The following is a 25,272-nucleotide window of genomic DNA, read 5'->3' as shown; positions in this document are numbered from 1 at the left end:
TGGGCCTTGGATAAGCGTTCCATTCACTTTTATGTCATTGCCCTATTTGTACTGCTAGCAATGTCCCTCGTAACCTTTATCAAGGTCTTTGTTCATAGCCACTATCTGCGTTACTTGTTTGTGGCGATATTTTTTGTTGGCTTGATCGTCGGTTATGTTCGATATTTGATGAAGGTCAAAAGCGAGAACATGAAGCATCAAAGCAAATGGTACAGGTATGGATTTTTACTTGCTTTTGCCCTTATCTATATGGCTATCAAATATGGTGTAAAAGCTGTTGTAGGCTATGAAGCTTCCAGCGAAGACTACGGCACTGTCATCGCGTTCTTCTTCTTGGGTCTGTTTATTACCTATTATGGTTTTTATTCACGATATCTACGGAAAGCCTGAAGAACACGAAGCCCTCCTGCAAGCTGATTTGCTTGGGAGGGCTTCGTGTTCTTGTCTATTCACTCTTAGCCAAAACGTCCGCTAATATAATCTTCGGTTTTTTCGCTTTCAGGTGATGTAAAGATTTTTCCTGTCTCATCCATCTCGATCAGCTCACCCATCAGGAAGAAGGCGGTTTTCTCAGAAATTCGCGCTGCCTGATGGAGGTTATGGGTAACGATCACGATCGTATATTCATCTTTTAGCTGCATGACCAGCTCTTCGATTTTCATGGTAGAGATCGGATCGAGAGCGGAAGCCGGTTCGTCCAACAGCAAAATAGTTGGCTGCATCGCAATTGCACGCGCGATACAAAGCCTTTGCTGCTGTCCACCAGAAAGGGAGAGCGCTGAGTCGCGAAGGCGATCCTTTACCTCATCCCAAAGCGCTGCTTTTTGCAGGCTCGACTCAACCAATTCGTCCAAATCACGTTTATTGGTCATCCCGTGGAAACGCGGTGCAAATGCGATGTTTTCATAGATCGATTTAAAAAATGGATTCGCTCGTTGGAACACCATTCCTACCACTTGGCGCAGGCTCTCGATGTTTACTTGCGAGCTGTTAATGTCGATACCATCAACAATAATGGAACCCTCTACCCGACAAGAAGGAACCAGATCATTCATCCGGTTCAAGCTCCGCAGAAGCGTCGATTTGCCGCATCCGGATGGGCCGATAAAGGCCGTCACGGAGTTTTTTTCAATATCCATGGATATATTTTTTACGGCGTGCTTCTCTCCGTAGTATACATTCACGTTATTCGTATGAATGATCGTTTCTTGCATGGTCAGTACGGACATGGCTGCCACCTACCTCTTCTTAGTTTGATCCTGACGTCATCTTTTTGTAAACCCAATTCCCGAACCAACGAGCGGAAAGGTTAAAGAGCAAGACGGCAATAATCAGAACAGCAGCCGCGCCATCTGCGACATCACGTGCATCCGGTGTCAGCCCCTCGCTGTTTACCTTCCAAATATGAACGGCCAGGGTCTCGGCAGGACGGAACGGATTCAGAGGTGATGTTGTACTGTTCATCGAGAAGTCGGTGAAATCCAGATTCGGTGAAGACATCCCTGCTGTAAACAGCAAGGCAGCCGCTTCCCCAAATACACGGCCAGAAGCCAGAATGGCCCCCGTAAGGATACCTGGGAGTGCTGCTGGAAGGATGACAGACACGATGGTACGCCATTTGGTAATACCAAGCGCGAGACTCGCTTCCTTTTGACTGCGTGGTACGTTGCGCAGTGCATCCTCTGTTACACGAACCAAGAGTGGCAGGTTAAATACCGTCAGTGCAAGTGCCCCACCAAACAGGGTATAGCCCCAGCCTGTCATATTTACGAACACGAGCAATCCAAACAAACCAACTACGATAGACGGAAGGGAAGACAAAACTTCTATACTCATGCGGATAAACTGTGTAATCTTGTTATCCGGCGCATATTCAGCCATATAAATGCCTGCTCCGATCCCGAGTGGCAACGCGATCAGCATCGTCAGGACCAGCAAGTACAACGAGTTGAAAAGCTGTGGTCCAATCCCGCCACCCGCATTGACAATATCCGGCGGAGAGGTCAAAAAGTCGAGATTCAGCTTATGCCAGCCTTGTGAGAGAATGAAGCCCAATAATCCCACCAAGGTACCGATAATCAGTACGGCAATCAGTGTCAAAACAACAGTAGCAGCGCGGTCCATCAGTCTCGCTTTCATCTATTTTGCCAACCTCTTTCTGCCCAACAGGCGCAAAATCACGATAAAGATGAAAGACATCGCCAAGAGCAGCAAAGCCATTGACCAGAGAGCATTGTTATACGGAGTTCCTTGAATCGTGTTCCCCATGTTCAATGTAATACCGCTAGTGAGCGTACTGATTGGTTCGAGCAAACCGCTTGGCAGCTTCGTTGTGTTACCAATAACCATCTGCACAGCCAAAGCTTCTCCAAAGGCGCGAGACATACCCAAAACAATGGCCGTCAAACAGCCAGGAAGTGCGGAATGCAACACGACATTCCAAATCGTTTGCCAACGAGTAGCACCCAGTGCGAGCGAAGCATTGCGCAAATCTTGCGGAACTGCCTCAATTGCATCTGCTGCCACACTCGTAATGGTTGGCAAAATCATCAGGGCAAGAACAAGTCCACCTGCCAATAAGCTGAAGCCAAGAACATCAAATTGTTCGCGAATAAAGGGAACAAGTAAAGTTAGTCCAACATAACCGTAAACGACCGATGGAATACCAACCAACAGCTCGATAACCGGCTTCAATACTTTTTTTCCGAAGCCAGGAAAGATCTCTGTCATAAAAATAGCGGCGCCGATTCCGAGTGGCGCGGCAATCAAAGCAGCCAGTGCCGTTACGAAAAACGAACCGAGGATAAAGGGCAACACACCATACGAGGATGGCTCGCCTTCTGGGTCCCATTTAACATGGGTTAAAAATTCTTTGAAGCTTACTCCATCGACAAAGAACGTCGACAGCCCCTTTGAAGCAATAAAATAGGTGATCGATAAAACTACAATAACGAGCAAACCCGCACAAATCATCGCGATGGTTCTGCCGGTAATATTCTCTGTTTTTTGACGCTTGTTCGTTGTCAGCATTTTTTGCGCAATCATCGATTGACGCTCTGTATTTATCCCTTCAGTACGATGGCTCATGTTCTCCCTCCTGGAAAGAAAACGACTGTACGCAAGCAAAATGAGGGGAAGGCCCCCCTACCCCTCTATTTTGCTGTTGACGATAACGCTTATTTTTGAGTTACTTTGCCTTCTGCATCACGTTCCACTTTCATGTCTGTGATTGGCAAGAAGCCCAATTCTGTAACAGTTTTCTTTTGTACTTCGTCAGTCAGGATGAAGTCGAGGAATGCTTTTGCATCGCCAGTTGCTTCACCTTTGGTGTACATATGCTCGTACGCCCATACTGGATATTTGTTCGTTGTAATGTTTTCTGCGTTTGCTTCCACGCCATCCAATTTCAGAGCTTTTACAGTGTCATTGAAGTAGGACAGTGCCAAGTAACCAATTGCACCTGGTGTTTCTGCAATGATTTTGCGAACAGTACCGGAGGAATCCTCTGTGATACCTTCTGCTTCTTCTTTGCCATCCAAAGCGAATTTGCTGAATGTCGCGCGAGTTCCGGAAGATTTGGGACGGTTAACCAGCGTGATCTTCATATCATCGCCGCCAACTTCTTTCCAGTTCGTGATTTTTCCAGTGAAGATGTCGATCAATTGTTGCTTGGTCAAGTTGTCCACTTTTACTTTTGGGCTTACCGCTGCTGCCATTCCGACAACCGATACTTTGTGGTCTACCAGTTCGTTTGCTGGAATGCCTTTTTTCTCTTCTGCAAAAATATCGGAGTTACCAATCGTTGCTGCACCACTTGCTACTTGGCTCAAGCCTGTGCCGCTTCCTCCGCCTTGTACTTGGATTTGTGCGCCTGCATTTTTTGCCATAAAGTCTTTGGCCGCTTGCTCGACCAGAGGTTGTAAAGCGGTAGAACCTACTGCTGTGACAGGTTCACCGGAAGTTTTTGTTGTCGAACCAGAGTTGCTTTGCTCCTGGGCTGGTTGTTGCGCTGGTGCTGGTGTTTGCGTTTGTGTCTGCGCAGTGTTGCCACTTCCGCACCCCGCGAGTAATGCCCCTACACATGTCAGCGCAAAAAACATTTTGCTGAGTTTTTTCATTGGATGAAAATCCTCCTTAAAAGGTTCGGTTTGTTTTTTTCTCTCTTACAAGTACAAACTATACAGCGGGAATGTTGTCGTATTATGTTGTGAATGTAAAGCTTTCTTAAAGATCCCGGATTCCTGTTGTAAAACGGCGCAAACATGGGAATAATGTCCCTATTCTTTTGGTGGGGGTGTTCATGTGGAACGTCTGGCCTTGCTTTTTGTGATCATCGGAGCCCTGAACTGGGGGTTAATCGGGTTATTTCAATTCGATTTAGTCGCAAGCTTGTTTGGTGGAGCGGAGTCTATCGTAAGTCGAATCGTGTATACGTTGGTAGGCTTGTTTGGGGTATATGCCATCAAGTTTCTATTTACGGATCGGGAAGAAACACCGACAACATAAGAAAACTATGTTCGGCTGTTGCGGAGAGGAGGAAACAGGAGAAAATGCTTAGCTTCTTGTCCCACCCGCTGAGGGATTCACTGCCCGTCTCCATGAAAAAAAGCGAAACCCGCGTCCAAAGTGGTCCATTCAAGAGGTGTCTCAGAGGTGGACGCTAAAAGCTTGTTTCTCTTTTTTTCATTCCGCCTCGGTCGGTGTACCAAAGATCTTCGCTTATTTCTCCTGTTTCCTCTACGAGCTTTCCGTGCTATTCGAGGTTTTAAAATCCTTAACAGATGGAAGAATGTAATCAGTCACGACAGAGAAGAATATTGCCAGACGTAGCGACTTGTGGAGTCCTACCGAGCGGAGAAGCGATTAGCGGGCAAAAGAAACGCAACGTGCCCAAGCGACGTAGCGGCTACCACTTTTGCGTTTCCCCGCTAATCGCTTCGGAGCGGACAGCCTCAACCCTCAGCAGGACGGAGCCTGGAGCCTAGACTGGAAATGGTCTTCTCTCCACCGTAGCTACATAATTAGAGACCTTAGGTTGTTGCTGTAGTGCTGGGGAGGAAACAGGAGAAAACGCTCAGCTTCTTGTCCCACCCGCTGAGGGATTCACTGCCCGTCTCCATGCAAAAAGCGAAACCGCGTCCAAAGTAGTTCTTTCAGGATGTTTTTCAGAGGTGGACGCTTAAGAACGTGTTTCGCTTTTTTCATTCCGCCTCGGTCGGTGTACCAAAGATCTTCGCTTATTTCTCCTGTTTCCTCTACGAGCTTTTCATCCTATTCGAGGTTTAAAATCCTTAAAAAATTGAAGAACGTATACAGTCACGACAGAGAAGAATATTTCCAGACGTAGCGACTTGTGGAGTCCTACCGAGCGGAGAAGCGATTAGCGGGCAAAAGAAACGCAACATGCCCATGCGACGAAGCGGCTACCACTTTTGCGTTTCCCCGCTAATCGCTTCGGAGCGGACAGGCTTAACCCCCAGCAGGACGGAGCCTGGAGCCTAGACTGGAAATATTCTTCTCTTCACAACAGCCTCTGTAATCTTAACCACAAAAAAAAGCGGCACATCCTGATAAACTGATATGCTCCCCATACAGTAGACAGGCGAAATAATAAAAAGCTTGCTATTGTTAGGGGCTGTTGACAAATTGCCGTAGAGATAGGAGTTTCTGGGAATCGTGTAGAAATCATTTCTATACGGTTCTTTTTATTTTGGAGGGCTATCTCATGATGGGAATCGATGGAGACAAACAGCACCAGTTTATGTTCTTAAATTTGGATGATCTTGTACCCGAGAATCATTTTTTACGTGTTGTTCGTAATAAGATTGATTTTTCTTTTATCTATGAGAAAGTGCAACACTTATACTCGCCTGTAGGTCGTCGCTCAGTTGATCCAGTTTTGTTAATGAAAATGATCCTTATCGGGTATCTTTATGGCATCCCTTCCGAAAGGAAGTTGGAACAAGAAATCCAAGTGAATTTGGCCTATCGATGGTTTTTAGGATTGGACTTAACTGACACTGTTCCCGATCATTCCACACTGAGCCAGAACCGCCGTCGTAGATTTAAAGAAAGTCATATTTTTCAGGAGATCTTCGATCACATCGTCTCGGAATGTATTCGAACTGGTTTAGTTACTGGGGAAATAATTGTTGTTGATTCTACTCACATCAAAGCGAATGCATCGATTAATAGGTCAGAAAAAGTTTTAGTGGAGAAAAAGCCTACTGAGTACCTTGAAGAGCTAGAAAAGGAAGCACGGAGAATTAAAAAAGACAGAGATAACGATCCCACTAGGAAAAAACGAGGAAGAAAACCTAAAACCTCTCCTCCTGAGAAGGAAGTAAAACAGAGCACAACAGACCCGGAGTCAGGTTTATTGAACCGTCCTAATAAACCCAAGGGATTTCACTATTTAGCGCATACCAGTGTGGACGTTAAGCATGGAATCATAACTGATATACACGTTACGGCTGCTAATGTGAATGACCACGAACCATTTATAAAGCGATTACAGATACAAAAAGAGAAATTTGGTTTACATATTGGCAAAGTAGGCGCAGATAAAGGGTATGATCGCTCTGGAGTACACCATGAATTAGAAAATTTAAAGATAACCGGTTATATCTCTCCGATAAAAGGTGTTATTGATCAGACCGAAAGGTCAGTACAATTTACATTTGATGAAATGAACGATGCCTATTATTGCTCGAATGGCAAGGCACTTCAATTTACTCATGTTAAGTGGCACAGTTGGAAACAAAGTTATAGCAAAATTTATGCTGCCCAAACAAAGGACTGTAAGTCCTGTGAGTTACGCCAACAATGTTTTGGACAAACCGCATCTCGCAAAACAATAGAAAGACCATTATTCCAAGAGGCTAAAGAACGCAACCAAGCAAGGAAGCAAAGCCAAGAGTACAGTGTTATCCAAAGGCAAAGAAGAATATGGTGCGAGGGTACCTTCGGTACAATGAAAAGGCAGCATAACTTAAAAGAAACATACAAAAGAGGCATTCGAAATGTATCCGAACACTGCCTCTTTTCTGCAATGGCAATTAACATTAAACGAATGATAAAAGCAAACTAATCACAGGTTACGAAACAAAACAATCCGACGACGTATAAGTGAAAAAACGGCAAAAGGGTTAGGGCATTGGGTCCCTAACCCTTTTTGTCAACAGCCCCATTGTTAGGGGAGCTTTTTCATGTCTAGAGGTAAATATAATGCTTTCGAGAAACTAGCCATTCTCGAAGAAGTATCAAATGGGGAAATTGGTTTCCTGGCAGCTGCGAAGAAATATGAGATTAACAAGACAACTTTAATGAAATGGCAACGTCGGTACAAGATGTATGGATATGAAGGGTTAGAGCGTCGTACGCATCTTCAACGCTATAGTGCTGATCTTAAGCTCCGAGCGGTAATGGATTACCTTGAGGGGGGATTGTCTCAGTACCAAATCATCGATAAATACAAGATTGCTAGCACGAGACAGCTTTTTAATTGGATCAACAAGTATAATGGTCATAGCAGCTTAAAAGCCTATAAAGGGGAAGCAAAAGCTATGACAAAGGGTCGCTCTACGACTTGGCAAGAACGGATTGAGATTGTGCAGTATTGTCTGGCACATGAACATAATTACCAAAAGACATCTGAACATTTTCAGGTCTCCTATCAGCAAGTATACCAATGGGTGAAGAAATTCGAAGATGGCGGTCAGGATACGTTAAAGGATGGCCGAGGGAGAAAGAAAACTCCGGAGGAGTTAACAGAGGCCGATCAACAGAAACTCAAGATGAAGAAGATGGAGTACGAAATTGAGCGACTTCGGGCGGAAAATGCATTCTTAAAAAAGTTAGAGGAGCTAGAAAGAAGGCGACGCTAAATCAGACACGGCAGGAAACAATTTACCTTGCCATCCAAGCGCTTCAAAAGGATGCATCAATTAGCGTTCAACTCCTATGTAAAATTGCAGGAATTGCACGCTCAAGCTATTACAAGTGGCTAAATCGCAAACCCAGTGCTCGAGAGATGGAGAATGAGAAGTTTACCCAGGTGATGATGACCATCTATGAGAAAGTGGAGCACACCTTTGGATACCGTCAATTAACCTTGCATATGCGAAAACAAACCAGAAAAACCATTAACCATAAGCGCGTAGAACGGTTAATGAAGGTAATGGGAATCCAGTCTGTTATCCGGAGAAAGAAAAAGAAGTACACAAACGCCACGCCGCAACAGGTGGCGGAAAACCTACTAAACCGTAAATTCCATGCTGATGCACCGAATGAAAAGTGGCTCACCGATGTAACGGAATTCAAGTACGGTAACGGCCAGAAAGCGTATTTAAGCGCTATTCTCGACCTTCATGATAAATCCATCGTCGCCTATGTATTAGGGCGTTCCAATAACAATCCACTTGTATTCCAGACGTTGAAACGTGCCTTGCAGGCAGCACCAGGAAGCAGCCCCATGCTTCATAGCGACCGAGGCTACCAATACACCTCCTTGGGCTTTAAGAAACTTTTGGATGACAACAACATAATCCAGAGCATGTCCCGTGTGGGACGATGTATCGATAACGGCCCAATGGAATCTTTTTGGGGGACCCTCAAATGTGAGAAGTACTATTTGCACACGTACCATACTTTTGAGGAACTTGAGAGAGATATTGAGGCCTATATCCACTTTTACAATAACGAACGATTACAAGCAAAACTAAACGGCCTCAGTCCGATGGAGTTCAGGACCAAGGCCGCCTAAATTTTATTATTTGTACTGTCTACTTGACGGGGTGCAGTTCAAACAGGGTGTGCCGCCTTTATGGTGATAATTAATTGTCTCGTTTCAGTGGCTCGGAGAGATCTACGTGCCCCATCAGCGTTTCTACTTTCTTGCCATCCTCCAAGAAGACAATCTCCTTTACTTCCGAGAATTGAAAGAAGGTATTCTTCAACGCATCCAAAGCCATTGTCTCGCCGCTTGAACCCATGTTGAACTTATTTTTGCTATCTGCATCAATCGTCAAGGTTCCTTTATCGATTGTAATGGAATGGTACTTAAAGTCTCTCCACAGTGGAACGTGCACGTCTTGCTTTACAGGCTTCTCCAACAGGGCAAGTGTCTTTTTGTACTTCTCGATATCTTCTGCAAACGTGATCTCTTGCTCTTCTTTTTGCAGCTCCATCACATTATTATCCGAATAGTAAACGGTGACCATTTGCTTTTTTAGAGTCGGCTCTGTTGTCGATGGATCAGTGTTTGAACCAGATGGCTGTTCTACTGGTGTGGTTGGTTGTGGTGTTTCTGTCGCGTTTTGCCCACATCCGGCCAAAAGCAGCATCACTAACGCTGCCATCCAGATCACTCGACTTTTTTTCATCGTGAAAAGCCCCCTTACTGATAAGACTCGTAGTATTCACGAATAGCCGCAACAATGGCTTTCGCGATTTTATCTTGGAATGCCGGATTCGTTAGCTGCGCGTTCTCCTGTGGATTGGAGAGGAAGCCAGTTTCGGTCAATACAGCAGGCATTTTCGCGTTTTTGATCACATAAAAGCCGCTCTTCTTGAAGCCTCGATCCGGGAACTGCGTTGCCCCACGTAAATATTTATGTACCAATTGGGCAAAGTCTTTACTGTTTTCATTATAATAGAAAGTTTCTGTTCCTGCAGCCGCCGGTTTCTCGAATGCGTTGGCGTGAATAGACAAGAACAAGTCGGCATCTAACTCATTGGCAACAGCGACACGCTCTGACAGTTCATAAAACACATCTGTTGTGCGGACAGGAACGACTTGAAACTCTGGGTATTGCTTCAGCAAAGCCACAATCTTATTGGAGACAGCCAAGTTGTAATCTTTTTCATTGTTGCCAGCGGAGCCCTTCGTACCAGGGTCTTTCCCCCCATGACCGGCATCAACGACGATCAGGTAGCCTGTTTTCTTCGGTTTTGGCGTCAATTTTACTTCGATACCATCCTTCGTGTAAGCCAGCTCATACGTGCTCTTTTGGTTCAGCTCAATAACGACGCGAACTGTGTCAGGAGACGCACTGTATTGGCTGTAACGCAGGTTAGTGATGAGAGGTTCTTCTTTTGCTTGTTCTGCCTGATTCAGTCCGTCAGAATCTGAATCTGTGCCTTGGTCTTCATCAGCAGCGGAGGCCGTTTCCTCGGATTCGCCTACGCTATCATTTTTCTCGTCTTGACGCTTCAGATCATCGATTAAATCATCATCTAATGCGGTTTGTGGGAGATCCAAGACGATCCGGTGTGGTCCTGTCATCACAAAGGACTGAGGAATGACAGGTATGGTCGTTTCAATACGAACACGGTCGCCGTTCTCAGATACACCTTTCAAAATATTGAGGCGATCGATCTCAACCTGATTATTCTTCTTGTCCCACGTAAATGACCCTCCAAGCTCGTCCTCCAATTGACGTAATGGGAGGACCAACTGATCATCAATCGTCATCCCGCGCTCAGGTCTTTTCCACGTAAAGCCTTTTTGTCCCACTTGCTCAGCTACGGCCTGTGCGGACGCGTACATCGTGTCTTCCACTTGATACAGCTTGATTGGCTGGGTTGGTACCGTGCCATTCAGCTTGACCTGCGGTGTTTCGTTCGCAATGACAGTACGTGTGCTGTTGTCCCACCCAACTGTAACACCAAGTGACTCCCCGACAAAACGCAGTGGCAGCAGCATACGCTTTTGTGAAATAACAGGCGGCGTATCAAGTTTCACTTGTTTGCCGTTCAACACTGCTGTACGGGAGTCAAGTGTAAGGGAGAGTTGCTGTGTGCCTTTGGTAATGACAGCTGTTCGAGTAGCCTCATTCCAATCCACATTTGCACCTAGCCCTTCAGCGATGACACGAACTGGTACCAACGTGCGCCCATTCTTGATGACTGGCGGCACTTCAGCATTTACTGCTTGTCCACCAATCACGAGATTGACAGCTTCCTCTGAGGCACTGCTTGCTGCAACCGCCCAACCGGGGATTAGCAACAGGACCAGCAATGCAAAAAGCAGAGGGTAAAATCGTCTCTTCATCCTGACCTCCTCCGTGATGTCTGTATTCTTCGTTATGTGGCGTCAGCCAATGTGCAACGTTCACCATTCTATTAGACGCTAGATGATCTGTAAAGTTTATAGTCTTTTGGTACCAAAATGAAAAGACCGCCTCCGCAAGCCCCGCGAGACAGTCTTTGTAACTGAGCATTTGTTACCGAAAAAATCCCCTTCTCTCTTGCCTACTTACTTGTTGCACCGGTTTTTTTATCATGTTCAAGCCCCCGTTAGCAAGAAATTGCTGGATCAGCGATATCACAGCTGGATTCGACAATACCTTAATGGAGTCGGCTACCTTGGGGTTTTTCAATTGGGGAATAGCGTCGCCTAGATGCGGTAAAAGCGGCAGTAAATCTTCGATAGAAATGGCAGGCTTTTGTGGTGGGGGTACAGCTTCCACTTGGGCGGTATTCCGTCTTCCTCCAAACAGCAGACTTCGCCGTTCTCCTGTAGCTTTTGGAGGTGCCTGTTTGAGGCGCCCCAGTGTATTTTTCATATCCTGTAGCTCCTGTCGCACCTGACTCATTTCTTTCATCATTTGGGCATTGTTTGCATGCTGCGCATCCGCAAGTTTGTTGATCGATTCTAGCAAAGGGTTCCTGGGGACAGCCTGCTTCTTTTTCGCTTTCATTTTCTCAACGATAATCCCACCTCCCTCCTCACTCTCCCCCCTTATCTAAAACGTTTTTTTATATTTTCCAAATCCTTTGCAGTGACACCTTTTTTCGAAAGCTTATTCAACAAGCTTCCGACGTTTTCTGTTTTCTGCATCTGACGAAACTGCGCAGCATAACTGTTAACCTCTTGCTCGGTCAATTTTTTCCCTGACTTTCTGGCCATTTCACGAATGACTTCCTTGATTCCCGCATCTGTCCTCAGCTTTTCCTTAGGAATGGATTTCACAATGTTGAGCAAAGAACCAATATCCATCAGTATCCCCCCTAATTGCAGTTAGTTCCTTTTTACTCTATGTAGCCAAGGACGTAATGGATTGGTCATTTGTCCATGAGACAGAAAAAAAGAAGAGGGCACGAAAATAGCCCTCTTCTCCTGCATTTTTATTTTTTGGTGAGATCTGCGTATTTGAAATCGATAGCACCCAGTCCATCGATTACGACATCCTTCAGATTCTCGTTTTGCACCCAAGAGTTCACGTAGAAGTAGATTGGCATGATTGGCATTTCATCCATCAGGATTTGCTCAGCCTCCATGAGAATTGCTTTGCGCTTCTCTGGGTCTTGCTCCAGAGCGGATTGGTTCAGGAGCTCCTTGTACTTTGGATTTTCCCAACGTGTATCGTTGTTTCCGCCGTCTTTTTCCTGGAACATTTCCAAGAAGTTGATGGGATCATTGAAGTCACCCAACCAGCCTCCACGAGCGATTTGATAATTACCTTGGTGTACGTCATCTAAGTATACCTTCCACTCTGAATTTTTGAGCTTGATATCTACGCCGAGGTTCTTCTTCCATTGAGCCTGTATTTCTTTTGCGATCTTTTTATGACCTTCGGATGTGTTGTAGCTGAGTGTAATTGGAGGGAGTTTGGAGATACCCTCTTCCTTCATACCTTCTACCAGTAATTTCTTTGCCACTTCAAGATCATTGTCTTTGAAGTAACCGTCTTTGTTCAACGCCATGCTCGGTGGTACATAGCCTGTTGCCGGCATTTGACCCGCTTGCAGGACATCGGCGGTAATACTTTCGCGACTAATTGCATAGGCGAACGCCTTACGAATTTTTGCGTTGGAAAACGGTGCTTGCTCTGTATTGAATCGATAAAAGTAGGCACCAGCGATTGGCTGTGTCTTCAAGACGCCAGCTTCCCTCAAAACCGGAAGTGCGTCGATTGGCAGCCCGGACGTTGGAGCACCTGCCCAATCCAGCTCGTCGTTATCAAACAAGGACAATTCCGTATTCTCATCCTCTATCATGGAGAATTCGATCTTATCCAATTTTACATTGGCTTTATCCCAGTACTTCTCGTTCTTTACGACAGTCAGCTTGCTCTTGTGTTCCCATGTTTCCATTTTGAATGGTCCGTTGCCAACTACCGTCTTTGCATCGTCAGCCCATTTTCTGTTGCCTTCAACTACCTTCTTGTTCACCGGGTAGAATGTTTTGAAAGCAACCAGCTCCGGGAAAAATGGTGTCGGGTTTGTCAGTTCCACTTCCAGCGTCTTATCGTCAATCGCCTTTACACCAACGTCTCCCGCTTTACCGATCCCTTTGTTGAAGTCTTCTGCACCTGTCACATAATACATCTGGTAGGCGTAGTTGGAAGCTGTCTTTGGATCGAGCACGCGTTTCCAAGCATATTCGAAATCATGTGCCGTTACTGGGTCGCCGTTGCTCCATTTTGCTTCACGAATCTTGAATGTATAAGTCTTCCCATCCTTAGAAACGGTATAGCTCTCTGCCGCGGCTGGGTGTACCTCTCCGTCTTTTCCGAGACGTGTCAGACCTTCGAATATAGCCGTGACGATCGTTCCAGAGGTAGTATCCTCTGCAATTCCTGGGTCTGCTGTAGGCGGCTCCGATTGTAGATTCATCCTTAAAACCTTCGGCTCAGCCGCTTGGACAGCACCTTCATACCCTGTCATCAATCCACTGAAAACGAGGGCCGAACTCAATACCATAAAAACACTCTTCTTCATCATATACCCTCCAATATACCCTAATAGAATCTTCCGAAAATAGTATACAATAAAAAGTAAAAATTTGGATGTTAAATAGATAAAAAAAGAAGAAAGGTGAGTATAGCACCTCTCTTCTTTTATATGCACAGCTATTATTTCTTTTCTACGAAATCTGCGTATTTGTAGTCTACAGCACCCAGACCATCGATGATAACATCTTGTACTCTGTCGTCCTTAACCCAAGATTGAGTATAGAAGTAGATTGGCATAATCGGCATTTCATCCATCAGGATTTGCTCAGCCTGAGCCAGGATTGCTTTACGTTTTTCTGGGTCTAGCTCCAGAGCGGATTGGTTCAGGAGTTCTTTGTACTTCGGATTTTCCCAACGAGTATCGTTGTTTCCACCGTCTTTTTCCTTGAACATTTCCAAGAAGTTGATTGGATCGTTGAAGTCACCCAACCAGCCTGCACGAGCCACTTGGTATTTACCTTGGTGTACATCATCCAGGTATACTTTCCACTCTTTGTTCTCGAGCTTCACGTCTACGCCGAGGTTTTTCTTCCATTGGTCTTGGATTGCCTCAGCAATCTTTTTGTGACCTTCGGAAGTGTTGAAGGAAAGAGTAAGTGCCGGGAATTTGGTAAGGCCCTCTTCTTTCATACCTTCCTCGAGCAATTTCTTCGCTGCTTCGATGTCGTTATCCTTGTAGAAGCCGTCTTTGGTCAGCGCCATGCTTGGTGGTACATAGCCTGTTGCAGGCAATTGACCAGCTTGCAGGATGTTGTCGATCAGGCTTTGACGATCGATTGCGTACGTAAATGCTTTACGGATTTTTACATTGTTAAACGGTGGTTTTTCTGTGTTGAAACGGTAGAAGTAAGTACCTGCGATTGGCTGTGTTGTCATTTTGCCGGAGTCTTTCAAAGCCGGAATCGCGTCAGTTGGTAGTGCAGAAGTTGGAGATCCCGCCCAGTGCAACTCACCATTTTCCCACATGGACAGCTCTGTATTCTCATCCTCTACCATGGAGAATTCGATTTTGTCCAATTTTACGTTGTCTTTATCCCAGTAGTTATCGTTTTTGGAAACAACGAGCTTGCTCTTGTGCTCCCAAGAATCCATTTTGAATGGACCGTTACCAATAACTGTTTTCGCATCGGTAGCCCATTTCTCGTTGCCATCCACTACTTTTGGATTAACTGGGAAGTATGTTTTGAATGCAACCAGCTCCAGGAAGAATGGAGTTGGGTTCGCCAATTCTACTTCGAGTGTTTTATCGTCAATTGCTTTTACGCCAACGTCTTCTACTTTACCTTTGCCCTTGTTGTAGGCTTCTGCGCCCTTCACATAGTACAGTTGGTATGCATAGTTGGAAGCTGTTTTTGGATTAAGAGCGCGTTTCCAAGCATATTCGAAATCTTTTGCGGATACTGGATCGCCATTGCTCCATTTGTTATCACGAATTTTGAATGTATATTTTTTACCGTCTTCAGAAACAGTGTAGCTCTCTGCTGCTGCTGGATTGTATTTACCGTCTTTACCAACGCGAGTCAGACCTTCGAAGGTAGCAGTGATGATGGTGCTGGAAGTTGTATCTTCCGCGATACCTGGGTCAGCTGTTGGTGGCTCGGAGTGCAGGTTCAGTTTCAGTACTTTAGAGCCAGCTGGTGCAGAATTTTCTGTCTTTGCTCCGGAAGCGTTATTATCTGCCGGTGCCGCCTGGTTTCCGCCACCGCATCCTGCGAGTGCCGCGCCAAGAACGAGGATAGAACTCATTGCCACGAAAACATTCTTTTTCATACAAGTAATCCCCCTTTTCTAAATCTTTTATCAATATACATGGTTTTATATATTTTTTAAATATGTTTTAGAATGATTTAATAAATTTTTATTTATTTATAAAGAGAATTAACGAATTATAAAACACATTGATCGATAAATAAAATTTCCAGAACATCCCTCTTTTGATATCTCTAAGAAAAACCGCATAAAATCAAGCTTTTTCAGAGTTGAATATTCACCACTCATTTATTTATATATTTTTTTGTTCACCCAATTTTATCCACGTTCAGTAAAATGACAATAGTAATTTAATTTATAATTTTATAATTTCTATTATCACCTTCCATCCTCTGTTCCATTGTTCTCTCTTAAAATGGTTTACAAAAAAAAAGAAGAGTGCCGTAGCACCCTTCTCAGCCTGAAGAGAAACCCCCTTTTGGGGGATTTCTTTTTAGTATTGTTCAGCACGAAGTGCTGAAAAAAAGGATAGCCTGCACCTAACTTGCTTTCGCTAGGTGTAGCGCTATCCTTTTAATGTTTTGTACTGTTGCTGTCATCAATACCTGCTCTTGGACATTTTCACGTCCGCGTAACCTACAATAGCGAAGCCCATGCAGTTCTTTAGCATCTGCAAAGCTTCGCTCTATGGTTTGGTATCTTAATCTATATAAATATTTCCCCGATTTACTTAAACGGTTCTGTCGAACCCATTCCTTACTCTCTTCCCAAACGTGCCTGCTTATCACCTTTTGGTGATTTTTAGATCGGGTACACTCAGAAAGCCTTGGACAAGTTTTACATATTTCTTTATTGGACTTATACATCCTGTATCCGTTTCGATCGGTAGTCGAATAAGTAAGCGTATGTTTTTGAGGACATGTGTACACATCGCACTCCAGATCATATTTAAAGCGCCATTTAGCAAAAAGACCTTTAACAGGTGTAAAGGCACGATGACCGATGACAGCAAATACATTTATATCGTGAAGTGCCTTGCAGATTGGAGTAGTTAAATAACCAGCATCTAATGCAATAGCTTCAATTGTATCCTGAAACCCAAACTTCTCGATTTGGAGATTCAGCCTATCTATGTAAGGAACGGAATCATGGACATTGCCAGCAGTGACATGGACATCGGTAATAATATTGTACTTATGATCGACAGTCCGGTGATCGAGATAGAAAAAGCCTTCGGGCTTGCTGTCTCGAACCATGTAGCCACTTTCCGGATCAGTGGTACTCACCTTGATTTCCTTTTCTTCCTTCACACCCTCTCTAGGCTTCAATCCTTTTTTCCATGTACCTCACGGTCTTCATTAATTGCTACCTCTAAATCTTTGAGATAGGCACGACTCGTTTTCTCGATGACATGCTTCTTAAATTTTCGTTTATTCGCATTTGCTTTAAGATGCGTGGAATCACTTATCAATACACGGCCAGCGACCATTCGATGCTGAATCGCCAAGCGCACAATTTCATCAAAAATCTCCTGAAAAACATTTGTATTTTTAAAACGGGTTCGACGATTCCAACTGATTGTTGTGTGATCTGGAACTCGATCTGTTAAAGAAAGGCCAAGAAACCAACGATAGGCGATATTAGTCTGGATTTCTTTTTCGAGCTGCCTCTCTGAGCGGATACCGTAAAGGTATCCAATGAAAATCATTTTAAATAAAACAATAGGATCAATGGAAGGTCTACCGTTATCCTCGCAATAATATTGACGTACTTTTTCTCGGATGAAGGAGAAATCTATATGTTTCTGGATGACCCTTAATAAATGGTCCTCTGGGACCAATTCATCAAGACACACAAATTCGTAATGCATTTGTGGATTTTTATCATTGGAGGTAAGCACAATAATCACCTACTATAAAATGTAATTATAAGAATTATAACAAATTAACGCGGTGTCGCTTTAAAATTAAGTGAAATAAAAATGGCTGTCGACTTTCTCGACAGCCTGAGAAGAGTGCCGTAGCACCCTTCTTTTATTACAACAAGCTATGCGCTTTTTCTTATTGAATGTCTGCCCATTTCCAGTCTGCGAAACCGAGACCGTCGAGTACTACACCTTTTACTTTGTCTTTTTTCACATAAGAATGTGTGTAGTAGTAGATTGGAGCTGCTGGCATTTCGTCCATGAAAATAGCTTCTGCTTGTGCCAGGATTTGTTTGCGTTTTTCTGGGTCCTTTTCCAGAGCAGATTGGTTCAGCAGCTCTTTGTACTTCGGATTTTCCCATTTCGTGTCGTTGTTGCCGCCATCTTTGTCCTTGAACAGGTCCAAGAACGTGTATGGATCGTTGTAGTCACCAGTCCAGCTGGAACGTGCGATTTGGAATTTACCTTGGTTCACATCTTCCAAGAATACTTTCCACTCTTTGTTCTCCAGCTTAACGTCTACGCCGAGAGCTTTTTTCCATTGGTCTTGGATCGCTTCAGCAATTTTCTTGTGACCTTCAGACGTGTTGAAGGAAAGAGTCAGCGTAGGCATTTTGGTAATGCCTTCTTCTTTCATACCTTCTTCCAGCATCTTTTTCGCTGCTTCTACATCGCCGTCTTTAAAGTACGGGCTTGTTGCCACTGCCATTGTTGGCGGGATCAGACCCATAGCTGGCTCTTGGTTTGCTTGCGTGATGTTGTCGATGATCGATTTACGATCGATAGCATAAGCAAACGCCTTACGGATTTTCGCGTTGTTGAACGGCGGAACTTCCGTATTGAATTTGTACAAGTAGGTACCCGCGATCGGGCGTGTTTGCATTTGACCGGATTCTTTCAATGCTGGAATCGCATCGGTAGGAAGTGAGCTCAGAGGCGCTCCGGACCAATCCAAATCGTCATTGTCGAACATAGACAGCTCTGTATTTGCATCTTCAACCATGGAGAAGTTGAGCTTGTCGAGTTTTACAGCGTCTTTATCCCAGTAGGTATCGCTCTTCACGAGAACCAATTTGCTCTTATGTTCCCATGTTTCCATTTTGAATGGACCGTTACCCACGTGAGTTTTTGCTTCGCCTGCCCATTTATCGCTGCCTTCTACTACTTTTTGGTTAACTGGGTAGTACGTATAGAACGCAGTCAGCTCCAAGAAGAATGGTGTTGGATTCTTCAAAGTCACGACGAGTGTTTTATCGTCTTTCGCTTTTACGCCAACATCATCAGCTTTTGCTTTACCCTTGTTGTATTCTTCTGCATTTTTCAGGTAATACAATTGGTAGGAGTAGTTAGATGCTGTCTTCGGATTGAGCGCTCGCTTCCAAGCGTATTCAAAATCCTTTGCAGTAACTGGCTCTCCATTGCTCCATTTGCTGTCACGCAGGGTAAATGTATAAGTAAGGCCATCTTCGGATACGTCAATTTTTTCTGCTACAGATGGATGTGGTTTGCCATCTTCGCCAATACGAGTGAGACCATCAAATGTTGCACGCAGAACCGCACTGGAAGTAGAATCCTCAGCCAATGCAGGGTCAGCAGTTGGTGGCTCGGACATCATGTTCATTCTCAATTCTTTAGGACCGCTTGTTTGCTCCTTAGAAGCACCGCCTTGCTCGCCTGCTTTCTCACCACCGCCGCCACAACCAGCCAGCGCCGCACTAAGAACCAGGATAGAACTCATTGCTGCAAAAACGCTTTTTTTCATGGTGTTGACCCCCTCTTTTTCTATCGGTAAAGATTCCTTGAAAGCTACTCCACAAATATACTGCATTTTTAGTAATATTGAAGACATTTTAAGTAAAATTAATTATGTTTTATTCAAACATCAAATTCTATTAAAGGAAATAAAATTGGTAGTTTCATCATGATGAAGTATGCCTCGTACATAAAAATTTATGCAGCAAGAAACAACCCCTCCAGCCAGAAGGCGAAGGGGTTCACTATGATTAAATTTGGGCTCGTCGATACTCGTTCGGCGCTACACCGACAATTGCTCGAAAATCTCGAATGAAGTGAGAGTGATCGTAGTAGCCTAGAGAGGTAGACAGGTCCAGCCAATCTCGGACCGTTCCTTGGTCAATCTGCTCCGCTGCTTCATGCAATCTGTATCGTTGGATGACCGACTTCGGGCTAACCCCTACATAGCGGTCAAACAAGCGCTGCATGGTCCTCATGTTCATACTGGTCAACTGTACCGCATCCTCTACCCTGAGTACGGATCGATCTGCCTGGATCATCCTGACGATTTCACTGATGCGCGCAACATTCGGGTCAGGCTTCGGCAAATGTTCGAATAGAAAGGCTTCTACCCTTTTCATCATTTGCTCATCATTTGGCAGGCTTAGCACTTCTTTCTCAAGCTGGTCAGTGGCAACACCAAACACGGCTTCCAGACTGGTAGAAGTGCCGCTCAGCTTTGATATCGGGGCATTCAGAAACGGATAAAAACCTCCGGGCCTGAATTTTACTCCGAACACCTGACCTTGTCCCTTTAAAAGATGCGAGGAAGTCGTGCGGGCTACACCAAAAATACCAGTTGCTCCTTTTTCAAACACCAGATTCACATTGGGATGAGCCAGTACAGTTTGCAAGTAAGGTGGTTCCGTACGTAAATCCCACCGGACGACCCAGTAATGCTGCACGAAGTAGCTGATTTCAGCAGATGGCTCGTATCTGGCTAGCGAAAACTTCTTCTGTCCAATCATGGCATGCAGTACACCCTTTGGGAGCTTGGTAGTCTGATTTTCCAAGATGCGCCTCCTGTCGTGTTTTTACAATACACGCTACCTATTTCTTCTTATAGTAAGAGTAGTAGTTGGGAGACTTGATTACAATTCCCAAATGAAAAAATCAGGGGGTAAAACGATGGATCTTCGCTTCGATTTCTACATTGGTGCTACGCCAGAGCAGGTCTGGCATGTCCTTACTTCCGATGAAGGCGTAAAGAGTACTTTCTTTGGCTGTACGATTCGCTCAACTTTTCAAGTAGGCGATGAGATGGCTTACGTTGGTCCGGGAAAAGCTGGTGACGACACGGTGCATGTTTACGGGGAAATTTTGCAGTTCGAACCTCATCACATTTTTAGTTTCACTGAACATCCTGGCCCTGCCTATTACGAGAATCATGCGGAATTGCAATCTCGTGTCACCATTACCTTAGAACCGGTTGGCGCCTGCACCAAGCTGACGCTGATTCAGGATCAATGGACAGAAAACCATCCCTCCCACGCAAGTGCCAGCAACAATTGGCCGATGATGCTCTCGTCGATCAAGACGTATGCGGAGACAGGCAAGACACTTGATTTTGGCTTCTAATACAAAAGAATCCCGAGACCAGCAATTTCGTTGGCCTCGGGATTTTTGTTCGATTCGTTACTCCGTCATTTCTGCCCACTTGAGGTCGATAAATCCGAGCCCATCTACTTGAACGCCTTTTACCTTGTCACTTTGCACCCACACATCCACATCCGTGAACAGCGGAATCAATGGCATGGCATCCATAAAAATTTGCTCAGCCTCTGCAAACAGCTGCTTGCGTTTCTCTGGATCAATTTCTACCGCTGACTGTTTCAGCAGCTCTTGATAGCGCGGATCTTCCCAGCCCGTGTCGTTGTTGCCTGTTTTGCCATCTCGGAACATTTCCAGGTAGTTCATCGGATCATTAAAGTCTGCATTCCAACCGATACGGCCCATCTCGTAATTGAGTTCATGCATATCCTGCAAATGAACGGCAGCCTCCTTTACCATGATCTTTATATCAATGCCTAGCTTTTGTTTCCATTGGTCCTGAATCGCTTCGGCAATTTTCTTATGTCTGTCGCTTGGATTGTAAGACAAGGTGATTGGAGGCAGCGTTGTCACGTTGAGCTCCTTCATGCCTTCTTCCAGCAGTTTTTTCGCTGTTTCTACATCATTATCCTTGAAGTATCCGTCTTTTTTGATAATCATGGACTGCGGCAACATCCCCATCGTTGGCACCTGTCCGACTTGTGTGATGTTATCTACGATGGTTTGACGATCTACCGAGTATGCCAATGCTTTACGAATTTTCACATTGCTGAGCGGCCCTTTTGTCGTATTCATCTTGTACCAGTACATCGTCGCTTTAGGATGAACAACGAGTTTTCCCGCCTCTTTTAGTGTCGGAATCGCATCGGTGGGAAGTCCGCCGAGTGGCTGGCCTGCCCAATCCAGCTCACCGTTCTCGAACATGGACAGCGCTGTATTATCATCCTCGATCATCGCAAACTCAATGCGATCGAGCTTTACTACGTCTTTATCCCAGTAGTGCTCATTCTTTTCAAGCACGATTTTGCTCTTGTGCTCCCACGCTGTCATCTTAAATGGACCGTTGCTTACGTGCGTGGCCGCTTCGTTTGCCCATTTTGGATTAGCCTCCACTACTTTTTGGTTAACTGGGTAGTACGTGTAGAAAGCCGTCAGCTCCAGGAAGTAAGGCGTTGGATTCTCCAGCGTGACTTCCAGTGTTTTGTCATCGATTGCCCTCGCACCGAGTTCGTCGGGGTTCGCCTTGCCTTCGTGAATCGGCTTCGCATTTTTGATGTAGTACAGCTGATAGGCATACTCAGCACCAAAGGTCTTGCCGAGTGCACGCTTCCATGCATAAACGAAGTCATGGGCAGTTACCGGGTCTCCATTGCTCCACTTGGAGTCGCGGAGCGTGAACGTATACACCAGTTTGTCATCTGAGAGCTTCACATCGGATGCTACTGAATTCACTGGCTTTGCGTTTGCATCAAAGCGAGTCAAGCCATCAAAGGTAGCACGAATGATCGCTCCCGAAGTGGCATCCTTCGCAAGACCAGGGTCAGCTGTCGATGGCTCACTCACAATGTTCGCCCGAAATACCTGCGACTTTGCATTTGCAGGCTTTTCAGCGGGTGCTGCATTTCCCTCTGCTGGAGGGGTTGTCGTCGATGGCGTACTCGTGGAGCATCCAGCTAACACGCTTCCAGCGACCAGCATCGCACCGAGAAACAATTTGAGATTTCGTTTCATCAGAAAATTCCCCCTTATCTGTATTTTTCTGTTTCTAACACAATATACGCGACCGGAATTGGGTTGAAAACGGGGTTAGTATAGATTTAATTTAATTTTATGAAAATTCACCATATTATAAACAAAAGTAAAACCCAACCAGCTTTTCGGCCAGTTGGGCTTTTGTTGATCGATCAATGATTTCTACATTAGAACGCTGGAATAATCGCGCCTTTGTATTCATCTTCAATGAACTTTTTCACTTCAGGTGAGTTCAGTTCTTTTGCCAGCTTTTGAATGGCTTCGGAATCCTTGTTGTCAGGACGAGCAACCAAGAAGTTTGCGTATGGCGTATCTTTATCTTCAATAAACAGAGCGTCTTTGGTTGGAACAAGCTTTGCTTCCAGCGCGTAGTTCGTGTTGATCAGCGCCAAATCTACTTCTTCCAGAACGCGCGGCAGCATTGCTGCTTCTACTTCTTTGAATTTCAGGTTTTTCTTGTTCTCAACAACATCTTTCACTGTACCGCTGATGCCAGCGCCTTCTTTCAGCTTGATCAAGCCGTTTTTCTCCAAGAGTGCGAGTGCGCGACCGCTGTTTGTCGGGTCGTTTGGCAGCGCGATTGTTGCGCCATCAGCTAATTCATCTACAGATTTAATTTTTTTGCTGTAAGCGCCGAATGGCTCGATGTGTACAGCCACTACTGGCACCAGGTTCATGTTTTGTCCTTTATTGAAGTCTTCCAGGTAAGGCTTGTGCTGGAAGAAGTTTGCGTCGAGTTGTTTCTCGTTCACTTGAACGTTAGGTTGTACGTAATCAGTGAACTCTTGGACTTCCAAGTTCACGCCTTGTTCTTTCAGTTTTGGTTGAATGAACTTCAAGATTGCTGCATGTGGAACGGGAGAAGCGCCTACCTTCAATGTTACTTCCTGTTTTCCGCCTTGTGCGCCGCCTTCAGCTGGAGCAGGTGCTGTTTCGGTTTTGCCTCCGCAAGCTGCCAAAGAAAATGCCAACACAGTAGAAAGTACAGATACGACTAGCTTTTTCATGAATGATTTCCCCCTTGCATGTATTTCATCTTATTTTTTGAAAATCTATATGGAAAGATCCTACTTACGGCTGAATTTCAGAACCAGACGGTCCCCCAGCGATTGTAAGATCTGTACCATCACCAGCAAAATAACCACAGTCACAACCATAACATCGGTTTGGAAACGCTGATAACCGTATCGGATCGCCAAGTCACCCAAACCACCACCGCCAATTACCCCAGACATCGCCGTGTAGGAGACCAGTGTTACCGTCGTGATCGTAATACCCGCGATCAGACCGGATCTAGACTCTGGCAAAAGGACGTTCCAGACGATCTGCCAATTGGAAGCACCCATAGATTGTGCGGCCTCAATCACGCCCTTATCAATCTCACGCAGGGAGGTTTCCACCAAACGTGCGAAAAACGGAGCGGCACCAAATACGAGCGGCGGAATGGCACCCAGTACACCAAGTGAAGTTCCTACGATCATTTTCGTTACTGGAATCAGCAAGATCATCAGAATAATAAATGGTACCGAGCGCAATACATTGACAACGAATGATGCAATCGTATAAAAAGTGCGGTTTTGCAAAAGCTGTCCGCGAGAAGTCAAAAACAAAATGATGCCCAACGGCAAACCAATCAGGACGGTAAACAGAGTGGAGAAGCCCAGCATCGTGAGGGTGTCCATCGTACCTTCGCCGATTTCAGCCCAATCCACATTTACGAATGTCCAGTCCATTTATATCACCTCTACTTCCAAGCCACGTTGGCGCAGCGTCTCGATGGTCTTTTGATTCTGTGTGACATCGCCTTCCAGCTCGATCACTAGCTGACCATACGGCGTATCTTTCATGCGAGAAATCGTTCCCTGCAAAATACTGAATACCGTACCAGTCTCTTGCATGGTTTGGAAAAGGATCGGCTGGTATGTTTTTTCTCCAAGGAAGGTGACACGAGCAATCGTGCGGGTCCCCGAAGCCTTTTCGTGCTCGACCGCTTCGCGCAGCTCTGTAGAATCGGCTACTTGCTCCACGAATTCTTGTGTCGTTAGATGCTTTGGACGAAGGAATACATCCAGTACGTTACCCGACTCGACGATCTTTCCTCCATCAATCACGCCGACACGATCACAAATGGAGCGAATGACGTGCATCTCGTGGGTAATCAACACAATGGTCAGGCCCAGCTTGCGGTTGATGTCCAAGAGCAGTGCCAGAATGGAGTTCGTCGTCTGCGGATCGAGAGCCGATGTCGCTTCGTCGCAGAGCAGCACTTTTGGATCATTCGCGAGCGCACGGGCGATCCCGACACGCTGCTTCTGTCCGCCAGACAGCTGAGACGGATATTTGTCCTTATGTGCCTCCAAGCCAACCAGCTTCAGCAGCTCGTTTACTTTCTTATCAATCTCTGCCTTCGAACGCTTTGCCAGCTTGAGCGGAAAAGCAACATTTTCGCCGACCGTCGAAGAAGACAGCAAGTTGAAATGCTGAAAAATCATGCCGATTGCGCGGCGCTTTTCTTGCAGCTTTCCTTCATCCAGCTTCGTCAAATCGACGCCGTCCACAATAACTTCCCCCGAAGTTGGGCGCTCCAGCAAATTGATGCACCGGATCAACGTACTTTTCCCTGCACCAGAGTGTCCGATAATCCCGTATATTTCGCCTTGCTCTATGGAAAGGTCGATCCCCGTTAATGCTGGGATGGTTTTACCTTGTACTTGATAGCTTTTATGCAAATGACGCAGTTGGATCAACGCATCCACCTCCCGACCATAATCTTGATAAAAATATAAAAACCCCTTTTTCATA

Annotated in this window: 23 protein-coding genes; 6 read left to right on the top strand and 17 right to left on the bottom strand. The window is 45.3% G+C overall.

Annotation, left to right across the window (positions count from 1 at the left end; all coding sequences use genetic code 11):
* The first annotated feature begins 6 nt into the window (after positions 1-6).
* Positions 7-390, top strand: coding sequence for a hypothetical protein (locus ACUUHJ_RS02960; RefSeq protein WP_472298221.1), 384 nt, complete (start codon positions 7-9; stop codon positions 388-390).
* A gap of 65 nt (positions 391-455) precedes the next feature.
* Here the strand turns inward: ACUUHJ_RS02960 and pstB are convergent, their stop codons facing one another.
* The 4 genes from pstB to ACUUHJ_RS02940 all read right to left on the bottom strand — a co-directional run bounded on the left by pstB (position 456) and on the right by ACUUHJ_RS02940 (position 4,118).
* On the bottom strand, positions 456-1,229 hold the full coding sequence (gene pstB / locus ACUUHJ_RS02955; protein WP_016740801.1) for a phosphate ABC transporter ATP-binding protein PstB: 774 nt from the start codon (positions 1,227-1,229) through the stop codon (positions 456-458).
* Between the two features lie 19 nt (positions 1,230-1,248).
* A complete protein-coding gene (pstA, locus tag ACUUHJ_RS02950; RefSeq protein WP_012684223.1) occupies positions 1,249-2,139 on the bottom strand; it encodes a phosphate ABC transporter permease PstA in 891 nt (296 codons plus the stop codon).
* Complete coding sequence (gene pstC / locus ACUUHJ_RS02945; RefSeq protein ID WP_289675947.1) at positions 2,140-3,087, bottom strand: phosphate ABC transporter permease subunit PstC; 948 nt, start codon at positions 3,085-3,087, stop codon at positions 2,140-2,142.
* A gap of 89 nt (positions 3,088-3,176) precedes the next feature.
* The gene (locus tag ACUUHJ_RS02940) at positions 3,177-4,118 is read right to left on the bottom strand and encodes a phosphate ABC transporter substrate-binding protein (RefSeq protein WP_289675945.1); all 942 of its coding nucleotides are present in this window, start codon (positions 4,116-4,118) and stop codon (positions 3,177-3,179) included.
* Between the two features lie 184 nt (positions 4,119-4,302).
* On the opposite strand from ACUUHJ_RS02940, the gene ACUUHJ_RS02935 reads away from it, so the two are divergent.
* The 4 genes from ACUUHJ_RS02935 to ACUUHJ_RS02920 all read left to right on the top strand — a co-directional run bounded on the left by ACUUHJ_RS02935 (position 4,303) and on the right by ACUUHJ_RS02920 (position 8,764).
* Positions 4,303-4,506, top strand: coding sequence for a DUF378 domain-containing protein (locus ACUUHJ_RS02935; protein ID WP_048036205.1), 204 nt, complete (start codon positions 4,303-4,305; stop codon positions 4,504-4,506).
* Positions 4,507-5,725: 1,219 nt separating this feature from the next.
* The gene (locus ACUUHJ_RS02930; protein WP_472298067.1) at positions 5,726-7,090 is read left to right on the top strand and encodes an IS1182 family transposase; all 1,365 of its coding nucleotides are present in this window, start codon (positions 5,726-5,728) and stop codon (positions 7,088-7,090) included.
* A gap of 118 nt (positions 7,091-7,208) precedes the next feature.
* Positions 7,209-7,886, top strand: a complete 678-nt coding sequence (locus tag ACUUHJ_RS02925) for a helix-turn-helix domain-containing protein (RefSeq protein ID WP_289673542.1) — start codon at positions 7,209-7,211, stop codon at positions 7,884-7,886.
* Complete coding sequence (locus ACUUHJ_RS02920) at positions 7,844-8,764, top strand: IS3 family transposase (protein ID WP_289678118.1); 921 nt, start codon at positions 7,844-7,846, stop codon at positions 8,762-8,764. Before ACUUHJ_RS02925 ends, ACUUHJ_RS02920 begins: the two co-directional genes overlap by 43 nt.
* A 70-nt stretch (positions 8,765-8,834) precedes the next feature.
* Here the strand turns inward: ACUUHJ_RS02920 and ACUUHJ_RS02915 are convergent, their stop codons facing one another.
* The 9 genes from ACUUHJ_RS02915 to ACUUHJ_RS02875 form a co-directional block, all read right to left on the bottom strand.
* Complete coding sequence (locus ACUUHJ_RS02915; protein WP_289675943.1) at positions 8,835-9,383, bottom strand: GerMN domain-containing protein; 549 nt, start codon at positions 9,381-9,383, stop codon at positions 8,835-8,837.
* A gap of 14 nt (positions 9,384-9,397) precedes the next feature.
* A complete protein-coding gene (locus tag ACUUHJ_RS02910; protein ID WP_472298220.1) occupies positions 9,398-11,053 on the bottom strand; it encodes an N-acetylmuramoyl-L-alanine amidase in 1,656 nt (551 codons plus the stop codon).
* A 172-nt stretch (positions 11,054-11,225) separates the two neighbouring features.
* A complete protein-coding gene (locus tag ACUUHJ_RS02905) occupies positions 11,226-11,702 on the bottom strand; it encodes a hypothetical protein (protein WP_289675940.1) in 477 nt (158 codons plus the stop codon).
* A 41-nt stretch (positions 11,703-11,743) separates the two neighbouring features.
* Positions 11,744-12,001, bottom strand: coding sequence for a hypothetical protein (locus tag ACUUHJ_RS02900; RefSeq protein WP_007721136.1), 258 nt, complete (start codon positions 11,999-12,001; stop codon positions 11,744-11,746).
* Positions 12,002-12,129: 128 nt separating this feature from the next.
* Positions 12,130-13,725, bottom strand: a complete 1,596-nt coding sequence (locus tag ACUUHJ_RS02895; protein WP_289678033.1) for a peptide ABC transporter substrate-binding protein — start codon at positions 13,723-13,725, stop codon at positions 12,130-12,132.
* A gap of 134 nt (positions 13,726-13,859) precedes the next feature.
* A complete protein-coding gene (locus tag ACUUHJ_RS02890) occupies positions 13,860-15,509 on the bottom strand; it encodes a peptide ABC transporter substrate-binding protein (RefSeq protein WP_289675936.1) in 1,650 nt (549 codons plus the stop codon).
* Positions 15,510-15,988: 479 nt separating this feature from the next.
* Positions 15,989-17,319, bottom strand: a protein-coding gene (locus ACUUHJ_RS02885; protein WP_472301132.1) for an IS1182 family transposase whose coding sequence is annotated in 2 segments (ribosomal slippage) — positions 15,989-16,779 and positions 16,779-17,319 — 1,332 coding nt in all. Because the reading frame shifts where the segments join, the coding sequence is not laid out codon by codon here.
* A 190-nt stretch (positions 17,320-17,509) separates the two neighbouring features.
* Positions 17,510-19,135 carry a peptide ABC transporter substrate-binding protein gene (locus ACUUHJ_RS02880; RefSeq protein ID WP_289675935.1) on the bottom strand — a complete coding sequence of 542 codons (1,626 nt, stop codon included), beginning with the start codon at positions 19,133-19,135 and terminating at the stop codon, positions 17,510-17,512.
* Positions 19,136-19,376: 241 nt separating this feature from the next.
* Complete coding sequence (locus tag ACUUHJ_RS02875) at positions 19,377-20,180, bottom strand: helix-turn-helix domain-containing protein (RefSeq protein ID WP_289675934.1); 804 nt, start codon at positions 20,178-20,180, stop codon at positions 19,377-19,379.
* A gap of 115 nt (positions 20,181-20,295) precedes the next feature.
* Between ACUUHJ_RS02875 and ACUUHJ_RS02870 the strand changes: the two genes are divergently transcribed.
* Entirely contained in the window at positions 20,296-20,745 is a 450-nt protein-coding gene (locus ACUUHJ_RS02870) for an SRPBCC family protein (protein WP_289675933.1), read from the top strand.
* Between the two features lie 57 nt (positions 20,746-20,802).
* On the opposite strand, the gene ACUUHJ_RS02865 is transcribed toward ACUUHJ_RS02870, so the two are convergent.
* From ACUUHJ_RS02865 to ACUUHJ_RS02850, 4 genes are all read right to left on the bottom strand, one after another.
* Complete coding sequence (locus ACUUHJ_RS02865; protein ID WP_289675931.1) at positions 20,803-22,449, bottom strand: peptide ABC transporter substrate-binding protein; 1,647 nt, start codon at positions 22,447-22,449, stop codon at positions 20,803-20,805.
* A 188-nt stretch (positions 22,450-22,637) separates the two neighbouring features.
* Complete coding sequence (locus tag ACUUHJ_RS02860) at positions 22,638-23,477, bottom strand: MetQ/NlpA family ABC transporter substrate-binding protein (RefSeq protein WP_173627316.1); 840 nt, start codon at positions 23,475-23,477, stop codon at positions 22,638-22,640.
* 60 nt (positions 23,478-23,537) lie between these two features.
* On the bottom strand, positions 23,538-24,203 hold the full coding sequence (locus tag ACUUHJ_RS02855; protein WP_289675928.1) for a methionine ABC transporter permease: 666 nt from the start codon (positions 24,201-24,203) through the stop codon (positions 23,538-23,540).
* Complete coding sequence (locus ACUUHJ_RS02850; protein WP_289675927.1) at positions 24,204-25,217, bottom strand: methionine ABC transporter ATP-binding protein; 1,014 nt, start codon at positions 25,215-25,217, stop codon at positions 24,204-24,206. It lies immediately after the preceding gene.
* Between the last annotated feature and the right edge of the window lie 55 nt (positions 25,218-25,272).

It is taken from the genome of Brevibacillus schisleri (genome assembly GCF_055685845.1).
The sequence above is the reverse complement of the archived record's forward strand: the minus strand, read 5'-3'. Positions and strand labels throughout refer to the sequence as shown.

What these genes read in the sequence shown, in the direction of transcription:
- ACUUHJ_RS02880 (WP_289675935.1), bottom strand. Translation starts at nt 19,135, where the DNA reads ATGAAAAAAAGCGTTTTTGCAGCAATGAGTTCTATCCTGGTTCTTAGT.
- ACUUHJ_RS02915 (WP_289675943.1), bottom strand. Translation starts at nt 9,383, where the DNA reads ATGAAAAAAAGTCGAGTGATCTGGATGGCAGCGTTAGTGATGCTGCTT.
- pstA (WP_012684223.1), bottom strand. Translation starts at nt 2,139, where the DNA reads ATGAAAGCGAGACTGATGGACCGCGCTGCTACTGTTGTTTTGACACTG.
- ACUUHJ_RS02905 (WP_289675940.1), bottom strand. Translation starts at nt 11,702, where the DNA reads ATGAAAGCGAAAAAGAAGCAGGCTGTCCCCAGGAACCCTTTGCTAGAA.
- pstC (WP_289675947.1), bottom strand. Translation starts at nt 3,087, where the DNA reads ATGAGCCATCGTACTGAAGGGATAAATACAGAGCGTCAATCGATGATT.
- ACUUHJ_RS02855 (WP_289675928.1), bottom strand. Translation starts at nt 24,203, where the DNA reads ATGGACTGGACATTCGTAAATGTGGATTGGGCTGAAATCGGCGAAGGT.
- ACUUHJ_RS02860 (WP_173627316.1), bottom strand. Translation starts at nt 23,477, where the DNA reads ATGAAAAAGCTAGTCGTATCTGTACTTTCTACTGTGTTGGCATTTTCT.
- pstB (WP_016740801.1), bottom strand. Translation starts at nt 1,229, where the DNA reads ATGTCCGTACTGACCATGCAAGAAACGATCATTCATACGAATAACGTG.
- ACUUHJ_RS02865 (WP_289675931.1), bottom strand. Translation starts at nt 22,449, where the DNA reads ATGAAACGAAATCTCAAATTGTTTCTCGGTGCGATGCTGGTCGCTGGA.
- ACUUHJ_RS02870 (WP_289675933.1), top strand. Translation starts at nt 20,296, where the DNA reads ATGGATCTTCGCTTCGATTTCTACATTGGTGCTACGCCAGAGCAGGTC.
- ACUUHJ_RS02940 (WP_289675945.1), bottom strand. Translation starts at nt 4,118, where the DNA reads ATGAAAAAACTCAGCAAAATGTTTTTTGCGCTGACATGTGTAGGGGCA.
- ACUUHJ_RS02900 (WP_007721136.1), bottom strand. Translation starts at nt 12,001, where the DNA reads ATGGATATTGGTTCTTTGCTCAACATTGTGAAATCCATTCCTAAGGAA.
- ACUUHJ_RS02890 (WP_289675936.1), bottom strand. Translation starts at nt 15,509, where the DNA reads ATGAAAAAGAATGTTTTCGTGGCAATGAGTTCTATCCTCGTTCTTGGC.
- ACUUHJ_RS02910 (WP_472298220.1), bottom strand. Translation starts at nt 11,053, where the DNA reads ATGAAGAGACGATTTTACCCTCTGCTTTTTGCATTGCTGGTCCTGTTG.
- ACUUHJ_RS02930 (WP_472298067.1), top strand. Translation starts at nt 5,726, where the DNA reads ATGATGGGAATCGATGGAGACAAACAGCACCAGTTTATGTTCTTAAAT.
- ACUUHJ_RS02925 (WP_289673542.1), top strand. Translation starts at nt 7,209, where the DNA reads ATGTCTAGAGGTAAATATAATGCTTTCGAGAAACTAGCCATTCTCGAA.
- ACUUHJ_RS02895 (WP_289678033.1), bottom strand. Translation starts at nt 13,725, where the DNA reads ATGAAGAAGAGTGTTTTTATGGTATTGAGTTCGGCCCTCGTTTTCAGT.